The sequence below is a fragment of the Methylobacterium iners genome (assembly GCF_022179305.1).
GTDB classification, from domain to species: Bacteria; Pseudomonadota; Alphaproteobacteria; order Rhizobiales; family Beijerinckiaceae; genus Methylobacterium; species Methylobacterium iners.
In genome coordinates, this window is record NZ_BPQP01000033.1 from 103,591 (window position 1) to 117,382 (window position 13,792).

The 13,792-nt window shown below is 67.7% G+C and carries 13 protein-coding genes; 7 read left to right on the plus strand and 6 right to left on the minus strand.

Going from position 1 to position 13,792, the window contains the following annotated elements; translation table 11 throughout:
* Positions 1-44: 44 nt before the first annotated feature.
* Positions 45-752, plus strand: a complete 708-nt coding sequence (locus MFF55_RS11900; RefSeq protein ID WP_238244300.1) for an RluA family pseudouridine synthase — start codon at positions 45-47, stop codon at positions 750-752.
* A gap of 263 nt (positions 753-1,015) precedes the next feature.
* On the opposite strand, the gene MFF55_RS11905 is transcribed toward MFF55_RS11900, so the two are convergent.
* The 6 genes from MFF55_RS11905 to MFF55_RS11930 form a co-directional block, all read right to left on the minus strand.
* On the minus strand, positions 1,016-1,306 hold the full coding sequence (locus MFF55_RS11905) for a formate dehydrogenase subunit delta (RefSeq protein WP_238244301.1): 291 nt from the start codon (positions 1,304-1,306) through the stop codon (positions 1,016-1,018).
* Positions 1,303-2,196: a formate dehydrogenase accessory sulfurtransferase FdhD gene (fdhD, locus tag MFF55_RS11910; protein ID WP_238244302.1), complete on the minus strand. Its 894-nt coding sequence runs from the start codon at positions 2,194-2,196 to the stop codon at positions 1,303-1,305. Before fdhD ends, MFF55_RS11905 begins: the two co-directional genes overlap by 4 nt.
* Positions 2,183-5,044 (minus strand): formate dehydrogenase subunit alpha, encoded by a 2,862-nt coding sequence (fdhF, locus tag MFF55_RS11915; RefSeq protein ID WP_238244303.1) that lies wholly within the window; start codon positions 5,042-5,044, stop codon positions 2,183-2,185. Before fdhF ends, fdhD begins: the two co-directional genes overlap by 14 nt.
* Positions 5,045-5,057: 13 nt before the next feature.
* A complete protein-coding gene (locus MFF55_RS11920) occupies positions 5,058-6,617 on the minus strand; it encodes a formate dehydrogenase beta subunit (protein WP_238244304.1) in 1,560 nt (519 codons plus the stop codon).
* Entirely contained in the window at positions 6,614-7,087 is a 474-nt protein-coding gene (locus tag MFF55_RS11925; protein ID WP_238244305.1) for a formate dehydrogenase subunit gamma, read from the minus strand. The genes MFF55_RS11920 and MFF55_RS11925 overlap by 4 nt, the downstream gene beginning before the upstream one ends.
* A 124-nt stretch (positions 7,088-7,211) precedes the next feature.
* On the minus strand, positions 7,212-8,120 hold the full coding sequence (locus tag MFF55_RS11930; protein WP_238244306.1) for a LysR family transcriptional regulator: 909 nt from the start codon (positions 8,118-8,120) through the stop codon (positions 7,212-7,214).
* Between the two features lie 286 nt (positions 8,121-8,406).
* Here MFF55_RS11930 and coxB point away from each other — a divergent pair, with 286 nt between their 5' ends.
* From coxB to MFF55_RS11960, 6 genes are all read left to right on the plus strand, one after another.
* Positions 8,407-9,246 (plus strand): cytochrome c oxidase subunit II, encoded by an 840-nt coding sequence (gene coxB / locus MFF55_RS11935; RefSeq protein ID WP_238244307.1) that lies wholly within the window; start codon positions 8,407-8,409, stop codon positions 9,244-9,246.
* A gap of 59 nt (positions 9,247-9,305) precedes the next feature.
* Positions 9,306-10,931 carry a cytochrome c oxidase subunit I gene (ctaD, locus tag MFF55_RS11940; RefSeq protein WP_238244308.1) on the plus strand — a complete coding sequence of 542 codons (1,626 nt, stop codon included), beginning with the start codon at positions 9,306-9,308 and terminating at the stop codon, positions 10,929-10,931.
* A gap of 114 nt (positions 10,932-11,045) precedes the next feature.
* Complete coding sequence (locus MFF55_RS11945; protein WP_238244309.1) at positions 11,046-11,996, plus strand: heme o synthase; 951 nt, start codon at positions 11,046-11,048, stop codon at positions 11,994-11,996.
* Positions 11,993-12,166 (plus strand): cytochrome c oxidase system small membrane protein, encoded by a 174-nt coding sequence (locus MFF55_RS11950; protein ID WP_238244310.1) that lies wholly within the window; start codon positions 11,993-11,995, stop codon positions 12,164-12,166. The genes MFF55_RS11945 and MFF55_RS11950 overlap by 4 nt, the downstream gene beginning before the upstream one ends.
* Positions 12,167-12,180: 14 nt before the next feature.
* Positions 12,181-12,783, plus strand: coding sequence for a cytochrome c oxidase assembly protein (locus tag MFF55_RS11955; RefSeq protein ID WP_238244311.1), 603 nt, complete (start codon positions 12,181-12,183; stop codon positions 12,781-12,783).
* A 101-nt stretch (positions 12,784-12,884) separates the two neighbouring features.
* Entirely contained in the window at positions 12,885-13,742 is an 858-nt protein-coding gene (locus MFF55_RS11960; RefSeq protein ID WP_238244312.1) for a cytochrome c oxidase subunit 3, read from the plus strand.
* Positions 13,743-13,792 lie beyond the last annotated feature (50 nt).

Consider the following 13,792-nt stretch of genomic DNA (forward strand, 5'->3'; position numbering starts at 1 on the left):
AACCGGTTTCCCGTTTTCCGCATCATGCTCTAACCCCGGCGACCATGCCGTCGGACGTCACTCCCACAGACATAGGCGCGCGCCTGCTCTACCGCGATGCCCTCGTGCTCGTCATCGACAAGCCGGCGGGGCTTCCCGTGCATCCGGGCCCGAAGGGCGGCGAGACCCTGACCGACCATCTCGATGCCCTGCGCTTCGGGCTGCCTCGTCGCCCCGAGGCGGCCCACCGCCTCGATCGCGACACCTCGGGCTGCCTCGCGCTCGGCCGCCACGCCAAGGCGCTCGCCCGCCTGAACCGCCTCTTCGCCACCGGGGCGGCGAGGAAGGCCTACTGGGCCCTCGTCGAGGGCGGCCCGGAGGCGGAGACCGGCAGCATCGACCTTCCCCTCGCGCGCCGTTCGGACGACCCACGAAGCTGGTGGATGAAGGCCGACCCCGCCGGCGACCCGGCGCTGACGCATTGGAGGGTGCTCGGCCGCACGCCCAACCGGGGGCGGACCTGGCTCGGCCTGGAGCCCGTCACCGGACGCACCCACCAGCTTCGCGTTCATTGCGCGGCCATGGGCTGGCCGATCCTCGGCGACCCGATCTACGGCAGCGCCCGGCGCGGATCGGAGCCGAGCCTGCACCTGCACGCCCGCAGCCTGAGTCTGCCGCTCTACCCGAAGAAGCCGGCGATCACTGCCGAGGCGCCGGTGCCAGCCCATCTCCACCAAGCTCTCGAAGCCTGCGGCTGGACGCTTGAAAGGTGACGCTTCCTGCGGTTCCGACCGGTTTCAACGGTCGTGCGCATCCCCTCGCCCTGCTCGCGGGGAGAGGGCTTTGCCGACCTTGTCGTCGGCAAAGCGAGGCGGCAGCCGAGGGTGAGGGGGCGTTTCTGAAAGTGCCACACGCGGAGGGACCCCCTCACCCTCGCTCCGCTCGTCGCATGGACGACGAGGTCCATGCGACCCTCTCTCCGCCGGGCGGGGAGAGGGCGACGCGCACCGAACGGGGGCGACAAACGGAAGCGTTATCAGCCGGCGTCGCTCGCACCCGCCCCGAGCAAGTGCGGATCGCGGGCGGCCGCGCGGATCGGGCTCTCGGCCTGCGGCTGTCCGCGGAACGCCTGCATGACCAGCGGATCGAGCCCGCTGCCCGCCGTCGGACCGTAGGCGACCAGCGCGTGGCGCATCTTCGGCGTCCAGAACGCCACGATGTGCTTGTGGATGCCGGCCACCGCCTCGTCCTCCGGGTAGGAGCGGAAGAACGTCGCGATCTGGTTCGCCATGCGGACGAGCTTGTCGTTGCTGGATGTGGCGCTCATCGGTCGGTGCTCTGAGGGCTGGCGTGAGACTGCGCTTCCGCGGTCAGGATCAGGCGCTCGCCGCCCGTGAAGACCGTCAGGGTGTCGGACCGGGCGATCGCGCACAGCGTCATGGCGTGCAAGGCCGCCCGGTCGATGGCCAGCGAGGTCGGCGCCGAGATCGCGACGAGCACCGCCGCCCCGAACGAGGCGGCCTTCTCCACCATCTCGAACGAGCACCGGCTCGTGATGACGAGGAAGCCCTGACTCGGATCGATCCTGGCGCGCAGGAGCGCGCCGATCAGCTTGTCGAGGGCGTTGTGGCGGCCGACATCCTCGCGCACGGCGACGAGCGACCCGTCGAGATCGGCCCAGGCCGCGGCATGGACCGCGCGGGTCTCCTGGTTCAGCACCTGGGCGTCACTGAGCGCCGTCAGCGCCGTCCGGATCGCGGCGAGCGAGACCTGCTGCCCGACATCGGTGCGGGGCTCGGCCTTGGGCAGGGCCGCGAGATCGTCGATGCCGCAGACGCCGCAGCCGGTGCGACCGCTGATGGCGCGCTTGCGGGCGAGGTGCTCGCGCAGGCGCCCGGGAACGAGGTCGACGAGGAGCCGCAGGCCGCCGTCACCTTCCTCGACGGCCGCACCGCGGATCTCGTCGGCCGAGGCGACGATTCCCTCGGTCAGGCTGAAGCCGTAGGCGAAATCGACGAGGTCGGCGGGCGTCGTCATCATCACGGCGTAGGGCACGCTGCCGTAGACGAGGTTGACCGGCATCTCGACGGCGAGGGGACGCTCCCCCTCCCGAGGGTTCGGATCGTCATAGGCAATGACGGAGGTCGGAACGCGCCGGGCCGTCTCGGCCGGCGCGCTCTCGGGTCGTTCGGGTCCGGGCAGGCTACTCGGCTGCATTCAACTGCGTCGCGATGCGGGTCAGCGAGAAATCCTCCTCGTAGAACTTCGCCTGCCAATCGGAAGGCCGGTTGGTTCGCCGCACCTGCACCGCCGTCACCTTGTACTCGGGGCAGTTCGTGGCCCAGTCGGAGTAGTCGGTGGTGATGACGTTGGCGCCGGTCTTGGCGTGGTGGAAGGTCGTGTAGACCACGCCGGGCTGCATCCGCTCCGAGACGCGGGCCTTCAGGGCGATGTCGCCCGAGCGGCTCTCCAGCGCCACGAGATCGCCGTCGACGATGCCGCGCACCTCCGCGTCGAACGGGTGGATCTCCAGAACGTCCTCCTCGTGCCAGCGCGAGTTCTCGGTGCGCCGCGTCTGCGCGCCGACATTGTACTGCGAGAGGATGCGCCCCGTGGTCAGGATTAGCGGGAAGCGCGGCCCCGGCCGCTCCTCGGTGGCGACGTACTCCGTGATCATGAACTTGCCCAGCCCCCGCACGAAACGGTCGACGTGCATCATCGGCGTGCCCCGCGGGGCCGCGTCGTTGCAGGGCCACTGGATCGAGCCGAGTTCCTCGAGCTTGGCAAAGCTCACGCCCTTGAAGCTCGGGGTGAGCGCCGCGATCTCGTCCATGATCTCGGAGGGGTGCGCGTAGTTCATCGGGTAGCCCAGCGCGTTCGAGAGCAGCATCGTGCCCTCCCAGTCGCCGTAGCCGCCCATCGGGGGCATCACCTTGCGCACGCGGCTGATGCGGCGCTCGGCGTTGGTGAAGGTGCCGTCCTTCTCCAGGAACGAGGCTCCGGGCAGGAAGACGTGGGCGTATTTCGCCGTCTCGTTCAGGAAGAGGTCCTGGACGACGATGCATTCCATCGCCATGAGGCCGGCGGTGACGTGGTGCGTGTCGGGGTCCGACTGCGCGATGTCCTCGCCCTGGATGTACAGGCCCTTGAAGGCGCCATCGACGGCCTCGTCGAGCATGTTCGTGATGCGCAGGCCCGGGTCGCCGTTGAGCGGCACGCCCCAGAGCGACTCGAAGGTCTCGCGGGTGGCGTCGTCCGAGACGTGCCGGTAGCCCGGCAGCTCGTGCGGGAACGAGCCCATGTCGCAGGAGCCCTGGACGTTGTTCTGGCCGCGCAGCGGATTCACGCCGGCGCCGAGCATGCCGATGTTGCCGGTGGCCATGGCGAGGTTGGCCATGCCCATGACCATGGTCGAGCCCTGGCTGTGCTCGGTGACGCCGAGGCCGTAATAGATGGCCGCGGCGCCGCCCTTGGCGTAGAGGCGCGCGGCCTCGCGGATCTGCGTCGGGTCCACGCCGATCTGCGCGGCCTGCGCTTCGGGAGAGTGCCGCTCTTCCGCGACGAAGCGGGCCCAGGACTCGAAGTCGCCGAGGTCGCATCGCTCGCGGACATAGGCCTCGTCGACGAGGCCTTCCGTCACGATGACGTGGGCCATCGCGTTGATGAAGGCGACGTTCGAGCCGGGCTTCAGCGGCAGGTGATGATCGGCCTTGATGTGAGGCGACTTCACGAGGTCGATCTTGCGCGGGTCCGCAACGATGAGCTTGGCGCCCTCGCGCAGACGCCGCTTCATCCGCGAGCCGAAGACCGGGTGGCCGTCGGTCGGGTTGGCGCCGATGACGAGGATCACGTCGGAATGCGCCACGGAGGCGAAGTCCTGCGTGCCGGCCGAGGTGCCGAGCGTCGACATCAGGCCGTAGCCCGTCGGCGAGTGGCAGACGCGGGCGCAGGTATCGACGTTGTTGTTGCCGAAGGCGGTGCGGACCAGCTTCTGGACGAGGTAGGCCTCCTCGTTGGTGCAGCGCGAGGAGGTGATGCCGCCGACCGAATCCCTGCCGTACCTGGCCTGGATGCGCTTGAACTCGGAGGCCGCGCGACTGATCGCCTCCTCCCAGGTCACCTCGCGCCACGGGTCCGTGATCTTCTCGCGGATCATCGGCTTGGTGATGCGGTCCTTGTGGGTGGCGTAGCCGTAGGCGAAGCGGCCCTTGACGCAGGAATGGCCCTCATTCGCCTTGCCGCCCTTGTAGGGCACCATGCGCACGATGCGGATGCCCTGCATCTCGGCCTTGAACGAGCAGCCGACACCACAATAGGCGCAGGTGGTGATCTCGGAATGATCGGGCTGGCCGTGCTCGATGATCGACTTCTCCTGGAGCGTCGCCGTCGGGCAGGCCTGGACGCAGGCGCCGCAGGAGACGCATTCCGAGTTGAAGAAGTCGGTCGGGCCCGCGGCCACGCGGCTGTCGAAGCCGCGGCCGGCGATCGTCAGCGCGAAGGTGCCCTGCACCTCCTCGCAGGCGCGGACGCAGCGGTTGCAGACGATGCACTTCGACGGATCGTAGGTGAAGTACGGGTTCGAGGTGTCCTTCGAGAGGTAGAGGTCGGAATCCGGCTTGACGTGGTTGGCGCCGTCATAGCCGTAGCGCACGTCGCGCAGGCCCACGCTGCCTGCCATGTCCTGCAGCTCGCAATCGCCGTTCGCCGCGCAGGTCAGGCAGTCGAGCGGGTGGTCGGAGATGTAGAGCTCCATCACGCCCTTGCGGAGCTTGGCGAGCTTGTCCGACTGGGTCGAGACCACCATGCCGTTCTCGGCCGGCGTGGTGCAGGAGGCAGGCGTGCCGCGCCGTCCCTCGATCTCGACGAGGCAGAGCCGGCAGGAGCCGAAGGGCTCCAGGGAATCCGTGGCGCAGAGCTTGGGGATCTGCGTGCCCATCTGCATGGCCGCCGCCATGACGGAGGTGCCGGCCGGGACCGTGACGCTGACGCCGTCGATGGTGAGCGTCACGTTCTGCTCGGACACCCGGATCGGGGTGCCGTAGTCGATCTCTTTGATCAGGGCCATGGCGCCGCGCCTCTCACTCAGCCGCCACGGACATCGGTCCGCGCCGCTGGAAATCTTCCGGGAAATGGGTGATCGCGCTCATCACCGGCATCGGCGTCAGCCCGCCCATGGCGCAGAGCGAGCCGTCAGTCATGACCTCGCAGAGGTCGGCGACGACGGCGAGGTTCTCGGCCGGGCGGATGCCGGCGATGACCTTGTCCATGGTCTCGACGCCGCGGGTCGCACCGATGCGGCAGGGCGTGCACTTGCCGCAGGATTCGACCGCGCAGAACTCAAAGGCGAACCGGGCCTGCTTCGCCATGTCCACGGTGTCGTCGAACACCACGATGCCGCCGTGCCCCACGAGGCCCTTCTTGGCCGCCATGGCCTCGTAATCGAGGGGCGTGTCGAGGAGGTGATCGGGGAAATAGGCGCCGAGCGGCCCGCCGACCTGCACCGCGCGCACCGGCCGGCCGGAGGCCGTGCCGCCGCCGAAATCCTCGATGATCTCGCGAAGCGTGATACCGAAGGCGTACTCGATGAGGCCGCCCCGCTTGATGTTGCCGGCGAGCTGGATCGCCAGCGTGCCGAGCGAGCGGCCCATGCCGTAATCCGCATAGGCCTTGGCACCGTGCTCTAGGATGTAGGGCACGGCGGTGAAGGTCATGACGTTGTTGACCAGCGTCGGCTGGCCCAGGAAGCCCTTGAGCGCTGGGATCGGAGGCTTCGCGCGGACGATGCCGCGCTTGCCCTCCAGGCTCTCCAGGAGCGAGGTCTCCTCGCCGCAGATATAGGCGCCGGCCCCCAGCCGGACTTCCAGATGGAACGCTTTGCTGGACCCTAAGACATTAGCGCCGAGCACCCCGGCCTTTACGCCGTTGGCGATGGCCTCCTTCAGGGTCTCGAAGGCTTGGGGATATTCCGAGCGCAGGTAGATGTAGCCCCGCGTCGCGCCGGTCGCGATGCCGGCGATGGTCATGCCCTCGATGAGGTTGAAGGGGTCGCCCTCCATCATCATCCGGTCGGCGAAGGTGCCGGAATCGCCCTCGTCGGCGTTGCAGACCACGTATTTCTGCTCACTCTTGGCGAGCATCACCGTGTTCCACTTGATGCCCGCCGGGAAGCCGGCGCCGCCGCGGCCGCGCAGGCCGGACTCGCGCACCGCCGCGACGATGCCTTCGGCGTCGAGCTTGAGCGCCGCTTCGAGGCCGCGATAGCCGCCATGCTCGCGATAATCGACCACGGAGACCGGATCGACGACGCCGCAGCGCTGGAAGGTTAGTCGATGCTGGCGGGCGAGGTAGGGGATGTCTTCCGGCTTGCCGAGGCGGAGCGCATGGGCGCCGCCCTCCGCCAGGCCGGCATTGAGCAGCGCCTCGACGTCGCCCGGGGTCACGGGCCCGTAGGCGATGCGTCCCTCCGGCGTCGCGACCTCGACCATCGGCTCCAGCCAGAGCAGGCCGCGCGACCCCGTGCGGATGATCTCCACGTCGAGGCCGCGGCGCTCGGCGCCGGCGAAGATGGCCCTGGCGACCCGGTTGGCGCCGAGCCCGAGAGCGACTGCGTCGCGGGGAACGTAGATGGTGACGCTCACCGAGACACCTCCGTCAGGGCCGCCTGGAGACCGTCCCTGGTGAGACGAGCCACCGGCATCTCATCGACGAGGGCACCAGGGCCGTTCGCGCAGAGGCCGAGGCAGTAGACGGGGTCGACGGTCACGCGGCCGTCGGCGGTGGTCTCGTGCCAGTCGATGCCCCATCCGGCGAGGATCTCGGCGTGAAGGGCGTCCGAACCCATGGCCTGGCAAGCCTCCGCACGGCAGAGCTTCACGTGATGCCGGCCGCCCGGGGCCCGACGGAAGTCGTGATAGAAGGTGATGCAGCCGTGGATCTCGGCGCGGGACACGTTCAGCGCGTCGGCGATCAGCGGCACGGCGCCCTCGTCCACGTAGCCGAAGTTTTCCCGCAGGGCATGCAGGATCGGAAGCGTTGCGCCCTCCAGATGCACGTGCTCGGCGATGATCGCAGTCGCCCGCGCCTCGCTCCAGGGCTCGCGTTGCACCATTGTTCCTAACCCGGCTCACCTTGTTGTCATTCCAAGGTGGTTTATCGCCAGATCTGAATCAATCGCGCGGTTCGGTCAGACGACAACGGAATTTTGTTACAAATCCATATTGCGCCGCAAAAATCTAAAGTGACGCGATGTCGTCCGCGATCGTCGGCGCGGCGGCCCGCGCCTCGACGATCAGGGAGGCACAGAGAGGGGTCATCGGCTCGCGCTCGGGCACGACGAGGCCGATAACGTGGCTGACGTCCGGCTCGACGATGGGGACCGAGCGCACGCGTTCGCTCAGGCGGAAGCTGTCCGCGAGCACGGCCGGCATCACGCTTGCCCATTTCGCAGTCCTTACATGCGTGAGTAGCACGATCATGGAGTTGGATTCGAGGAGCGGTTCAGACGCCCGACCGACATTGGTGAGGTGCCGATCGATGATGCGGCGGTTCTGCATGTCCGGGGTGAGCAGGCAGAGGGGCACGCGTCCCACTTCCTCCCAGGTCACCGTGTCGCGCGTGCCGAAGATGCCGTCGACGGCCGTCAACAGGCGGTAACGCTCGCGATAGAGGGGCACCGCGGTGACGCGGCCGAGCGGCTCGTTCTCGAGATAGGTAATCCCGGCATCGATCTCGAGGTCGGCCAGCAGCCGGCCGATCTCACCCGAGGTCTTGGATTGCACCGAAAAACGCACCTCCGGATGATGGGCGCGAAAGGGTGTCGTCAGGGCCGCGACGATGGGCGTCGCGGTCGGGATCGCCGCCAGGCGCAGCATTCCCGAGAGGCCCCGCCGGAGGCTCGCGACCTCCTGGCGCATGGCCCGGGTGTCGCCGACGATGCGGCGCGCCCATTCGAGGACGCGCTCGCCTTCCGGCGTGAAGCCCTGGAAGCGCGAGCCGCGCTGCACGAGCATGACGCCGAGCCGCTCCTCGAGCTGCTTCACCCCGGCGGACAGCGTCTGCTGCGACACGTTGCAGAACTGCGCGGCCCGGCCGAAATGCCGCTCCCGCGCGAGCGCCAGGATGAATTCGAGCCGCTCGATCAACGCTGCCTCCGCAAGCCTAGAACCTCGGCTGGACGAGGCCTCGTCGCCTGCCCGGAACGGTTACGGCTCGAGCCTCGCCCATACCCGGCCGGATATCATGCCCCGCCCGATGCGACGCTGTTTCCGTTGCGCCTCATCCGACGTTGTGGTCTGACACGGCCACCGGCAATTCCCAGGTTTCGAGCCTGCGAATAGCCAAGAACGCGCTGAACGGCCTTGCGCTCGTCCGCAGAGATCGTCAAAGGCGCGGGACTGATCACGATTCGGACGGAGCCACGAGAGGCAGATGCGGACCACGCAGGCGCAACGACGGTTTTCATCGGGACTGGCCGCGGTGAGCGGGCTCCTCGTCTCCTGCCATTCGGCCTTCGCCGCCGGCATCGGTCAGCCGGAGCCGTGGCAGATGGGCCGGCAGGTCGGCGTCACCGAGAACGCCCGCGACATCCACAGCTTCGAGGTCGGACTGCACTGGCTCTCGCTGGTGATCTCGGTCTTCGTCCTCGGCCTGATCCTCTGGTGCATCTTCCGCTTCAACGAGAAGACCAACCCGACGCCTTCGAAGACGACGCACAACACGATGATCGAGGTGGCCTGGACGATCGTCCCGGTGCTGATCCTCGTGGCCGTCGCGATCCCCTCGTTCCGCCTCCTGCGGACGCAGCTGGCCGATCCCAAGGCCGACGTGATCGTCAAGGTGATCGGGCACGCCTGGTACTGGTCCTACGAGTACCCGCAGACCGACAAGGGCGGCGGCTTCACCTTCGACGCCAACCTCGACGAGTCGAAGGAGCCCAAGCTCCTCGCGACCGACAACGAGATGGTCGTGCCGGTGAACAAGGTGGTGAAGGTCCAGGTCACCTCCGCCGACGTGATCCATTCCTGGGGCATGCCCTCACTCGGCTTCACCACGGATGCGGTTCCGGGCCGCCTCAACCAGACCTGGTTCAAGGCCGACCGCGAGGGAACCTACCACGGCCAGTGCCGTGAGCTCTGCGGCACCCGCCACGCCTACATGCCCATCACCGTGCGGGTGGTGAGCGAGGAGGCATACGCCCAGTGGCTCGCCGAAGGTAAGACGAAGTTCGCCCGCCTCGACGACGGATCCAAGCTCGCCGACGCCCGCTAGGGCGCCGCCGACGCTTCGCTCGACGACTCTAGAAGACACCGGAACAAGGTCTGCATCGAATGGCTACCGCCGCAGCACATGCCGGGCATCACGCCCACGACGACCACAAGCCCTCCTTCTTCGCCCGCTGGTTCCTCTCGACGAACCACAAGGACATCGGCACGCTCTACCTGCTCTTCGCCTTCTGTGCGGGCATGGTCGGCGCGTTCCTCTCCTTCGGCATCCGGATGGAGATGGAGGCGCCCGGCCTGCAGTACTTCTCGAATCCGCAGACCTACAACGTCTTCGTGACCGGCCACGGCCTCATCATGGTGTTCTTCATGGTGATGCCGGCCCTCATCGGCGGCTTCGGCAACTGGTTCGTGCCCCTGATGATCGGCGCGCCGGACATGGCGTTCCCGCGCATGAACAACATCTCCTTCTGGCTCACCGTCGCCGGCTTCGCGAGCCTCGTCTGCTCGCTGTTCGTCGAGGGCGCGCCGGGCGCGGTCGGCGCCGGCACGGGCTGGACCGTCTACCCGCCGCTGTCCTCGCAGGGTCACCCCGGACCGGCGGTGGACTTCGCGATCTTCGCCCTGCACCTCTCCGGCGCGGGCTCGATCCTGGGCGCGATCAACTTCATCACCACCATCCTCAACATGCGCGCCCCGGGCATGACGCTGCACAAGATGCCGCTCTTCGCCTGGTCGATGCTGGTGACCGCCTTCCTGCTGCTCCTGTCGCTCCCGGTCCTGGCCGGCGCGATCACGATGCTGCTGACCGACCGCAACTTCGGCACGACCTTCTTCGACCCGGCCGGCGGCGGCGATCCGGTGCTCTACCAGCACCTGTTCTGGTTCTTCGGCCACCCCGAAGTCTACATCATGATCCTGCCGGCCTTCGGCATCGTCTCGCACATCATCTCGACCTTCTCGCGCAAGCCCGTCTTCGGCTATCTCGCGATGGCCTACGCGATGGTCGCGATCGGCGTCGTCGGCTTCGTCGTGTGGGCGCACCACATGTACACGGTCGGCCTGTCGCTGCAGACGCAGTCCTACTTCGTCTTCGCGACCATGGTCATCGCGGTGCCGACGGGCGTGAAGATCTTCTCCTGGATCGCGACGATGTGGGGCGGCTCGATCCGCTTCACCGCGGCGATGCACTGGGCCGTGGGCTTCATCTTCCTGTTCACGGTCGGCGGCGTCACGGGCGTCGTGCTCGCGAACGCAGCGGTCGATAAGTACCTCCACGACACCTACTACGTCGTGGCCCACTTCCACTACGTGCTCTCGCTCGGCGCCGTGTTCATCATCTTCGCGGGCGTCTACTACTGGTTTCCGAAGATGACCGGGCACATCATCCCGGAATGGGCCGGCAAGCTGCATTTCTGGCTGGCCTTCATCGGCGCGAACGTCCTGTTCTTCCCGATGCACTTCCTCGGCCTCGCCGGCATGCCGCGCCGCTACGCGGATTATCCGGAGGCCTTCGCCGGCTGGCACAAGGTCTCGACCTATGGCGGGCACATCTTCGCGCTCGGCATGATCGTCTTCATCATCGGCGTCGTGCTCGCCTTCCGGTCCAAGACCCGCGCGGCCGACAATCCCTGGGGCGAGGGCGCCACGACGCTGGAGTGGACGCTGTCTTCGCCGCCGCCCTTCCACCAGTTCGAGACGCTCCCCAAGATCGTCGACGAACCCGGTCACTGATCGGGGCGGACACCCTTCAAGGGCTATCGAGGACCGCTCCGGCGGTCCTCGTTCTTTAACGGTCGATCTGGAGCGGCCCAGCGCCGCGCGACCATGGACACGAGCACGGTCACAATGACGAGCCTGTCGAACAGCCTTCCCGCCGATGCGCGGACGCCGTCCCTCCACCAGGTCGGGGGCGAGGTCTCGGACTTCTTCGCGCTCCTGAAGCCGCGGGTGATGGTGCTGGTGATCTTCACCGCGCTCGTCGGGATGGTGGTCTCGCACGTTCACGTCCAGCCCGTGATCGCGACGATCTCGCTCCTGATGATCGCGGTCGGCGCCGGCGCCTCGGGCTGCCTCAACATGTGGTGGGACGCCGACATCGACGCCGTCATGACGCGCACGGCCAAGCGCCCGATCCCCGATGGCCGGATCGCGCCCGGCGAGGCGCTCGCCTTCGGCCTCGTGCTCTCGGCGGGCTCCGTCATGGTGCTGGGCCTCGCCGCGAACTGGCTCGCGGCCGGATTGCTCGCCTTCACGATCGTCTTCTACGCCGTGATCTATTCCATGTGGCTGAAGCGGGCGACACCGCAGAACATCGTGATCGGCGGCGCCGCCGGCGCCCTGCCCCCGATCATCGGCCAGGCCGCAGTCTCGGGCTCGGTCGGCATCGAGTCGATCGTGCTGTTCCTGATCATCTTCATCTGGACGCCGCCGCATTTCTGGGCGCTGGCGCTCATCAAGTCGGGCGAGTACGCCAAGGCCGGCATCCCGATGATGCCGAACGTCGCCGGGCCGCAATCCACTCGCCGGCAGATCGTCGGCTACAGCCTGCTGCTGTTTCCGATCGGGCTCGCTCCCGTGGCGCTGGGCTTCGGCGGGCTCCTCTACGCGGTCACCGGCGTGATCGGGGGCCTCGGCATGCTGGCCTTCAGCCTGCAGGTCTTCAGGCAGCGGGAGGGCGAGGGCGAGAAGCGAGCGGCGCTCGGCATGTTCGGCTTCTCGATCCTGTACCTGTTCCTGCTGTTCTCGGCGCTCCTGGCCGAGCAGGGGCTGGGCCTGTTCCGGGCGGTGCTCTCATGAGCCCGGTGCCGGACCAGGACCCCGGATCGCGCGCGCTGACGCCGGACGAGACCCAGCGGCGGCGCAAGCGGTCGATCGCCATCGCCCTCGTGCTCGGGGCCCTGGTCGCGATCTTCTATGTCCTGACCATCGCGAAGCTCGGACCCCAGATCATGAGCCGTCCCTTGTGAGGAAAGGCTCAGCCATGACCGACCGCAGGACATCGGCGAAGCGCACGACGACCTGGACGGTCGCCGGGTGCACCGCCCTTGTGCTCGGGATGACCGGTCTCGCCTTTGCCGCCGTGCCGCTCTACGACCTGTTCTGCAAGGCGACCGGCTTCGATGGGACGCCCCGCGTGGGGGTCGCGTCCACCGAGGCTGTGCGCGACGACAGCATGGTCGTTCATTTCGACACCAACGTCTCCGGCACCCTGCCCTGGCGGTTCCACGCCGAGACGCGGCAGGTCGAAGCGCGGCTGGGCGAGACCAAGACGGTCTTCTTCCGGGTGCGGAACACCGGCACGACGCCGTCCACCGGCATCGCCACCTTCAACGTGCAGCCGGGATTGATGGGCGGCTTCTTCGTCAAGGTCGAGTGCTTCTGCTTCAAGGAGCAGACCCTGCAGCCCGGCGAGGCGATGGACTTCCCCGTCGTGTTCTACCTCGATCCGGCGCTTCGCGCGGATTCGAACACGAGCCATCTCTCGGAGATGACCCTGTCCTACACCTATTTCGCGTCGAAGAACGGCCAGCCCACGGCCGCGCTTGCGACAACGGGCGGCACGGGGACGAAGTCGAATTTTTGAGTGCGGCGGCGTGACAACGCCGCGTCCGTCACATTATGGGTTCCGGTCAGGATCGGGGCGCCGGGCGGCACTCGATCCAAGGGTTCAGGAGAAAAGGTCCGATGGCCGAGGCGAACGCCAAGAATCACGACTTCCACATTCTGGCGCCGAGCCCGTGGCCGCTGATCGGCGCGTTCTCCGGCTTCCTGATGGCCTTCGGCGCCGTCTTCTGGATGAAGAGCCTGACCATCGGCACCCTCGCCGTCGGACCCTACGTGTTCGGCGCCGGAACGCTCGGCGTCATCTACACGATGATCGCCTGGTGGAGGGACGTCGTCCACGAGGCCGAGACCGGCGACCATACCCGCGTCGTCCAGCTCCATCACCGCTACGGCATGATCATGTTCATCGCCTCGGAGGTGATGTTCTTCGTGGCGTGGTTCTGGGCCTATTTCGAGGCCGCCCTCTACACCGCCGACCCGATCCAGGCGACGCGCCTCGACTTCACGGGCGGCACCTGGCCGCCCAAGGGGATCGAGGCCTTCGATCCCTGGCACCTGCCGCTCCTGAACACGCTGATCCTGCTGACCTCCGGCACGACGGTGACCTGGGCGCACCACGCCCTGCTCCACGGTGACCGCAAGGGCCTCAAGTACGGCCTCTGGCTGACCATCATCCTGGGCGTGCTGTTCACCGCCTGCCAGGCCTACGAGTACAGCCACGCCGCCTTCGGGTTCTCGGGCAGCATCTACTCCTCGACCTTCTACATGGCGACGGGCTTCCACGGCGCGCACGTCATCATCGGCACGATCTTCCTCGCGATCTGCCTCTACCGCGCCTATCTCGGCCAGTTCACGCCCCAGCAGCATCTCGGCTTCGAGTTCGCCGCCTGGTACTGGCACTTCGTCGACGTGGTCTGGCTGTTCCTCTTCGCCGCGATCTACGTCTGGGGCGCCGGCCCCGGCGGCGGGGCGCACTGAGCCGCAGCGATCCGACGCAGCGCGGGGAACCTCGAAAGGGCGGCGCGAGC

Bases quoted from the DNA above. Each gene is read 5' to 3' on its own strand.
- MFF55_RS11900 (WP_238244300.1), top strand. From the start codon at position 45: ATGCCGTCGGACGTCACTCCCACAGACATAGGCGCGCGCCTGCTCTAC.
- MFF55_RS11905 (WP_238244301.1), bottom strand. From the start codon at position 1,306: ATGAGCGCCACATCCAGCAACGACAAGCTCGTCCGCATGGCGAACCAG.
- fdhD (WP_238244302.1), bottom strand. From the start codon at position 2,196: ATGCAGCCGAGTAGCCTGCCCGGACCCGAACGACCCGAGAGCGCGCCG.
- fdhF (WP_238244303.1), bottom strand. From the start codon at position 5,044: ATGGCCCTGATCAAAGAGATCGACTACGGCACCCCGATCCGGGTGTCC.
- MFF55_RS11925 (WP_238244305.1), bottom strand. From the start codon at position 7,087: ATGGTGCAACGCGAGCCCTGGAGCGAGGCGCGGGCGACTGCGATCATC.
- coxB (WP_238244307.1), top strand. From the start codon at position 8,407: ATGCGGACCACGCAGGCGCAACGACGGTTTTCATCGGGACTGGCCGCG.
- ctaD (WP_238244308.1), top strand. From the start codon at position 9,306: ATGGCTACCGCCGCAGCACATGCCGGGCATCACGCCCACGACGACCAC.
- MFF55_RS11945 (WP_238244309.1), top strand. From the start codon at position 11,046: ATGACGAGCCTGTCGAACAGCCTTCCCGCCGATGCGCGGACGCCGTCC.
- MFF55_RS11950 (WP_238244310.1), top strand. From the start codon at position 11,993: ATGAGCCCGGTGCCGGACCAGGACCCCGGATCGCGCGCGCTGACGCCG.
- MFF55_RS11955 (WP_238244311.1), top strand. From the start codon at position 12,181: ATGACCGACCGCAGGACATCGGCGAAGCGCACGACGACCTGGACGGTC.
- MFF55_RS11960 (WP_238244312.1), top strand. From the start codon at position 12,885: ATGGCCGAGGCGAACGCCAAGAATCACGACTTCCACATTCTGGCGCCG.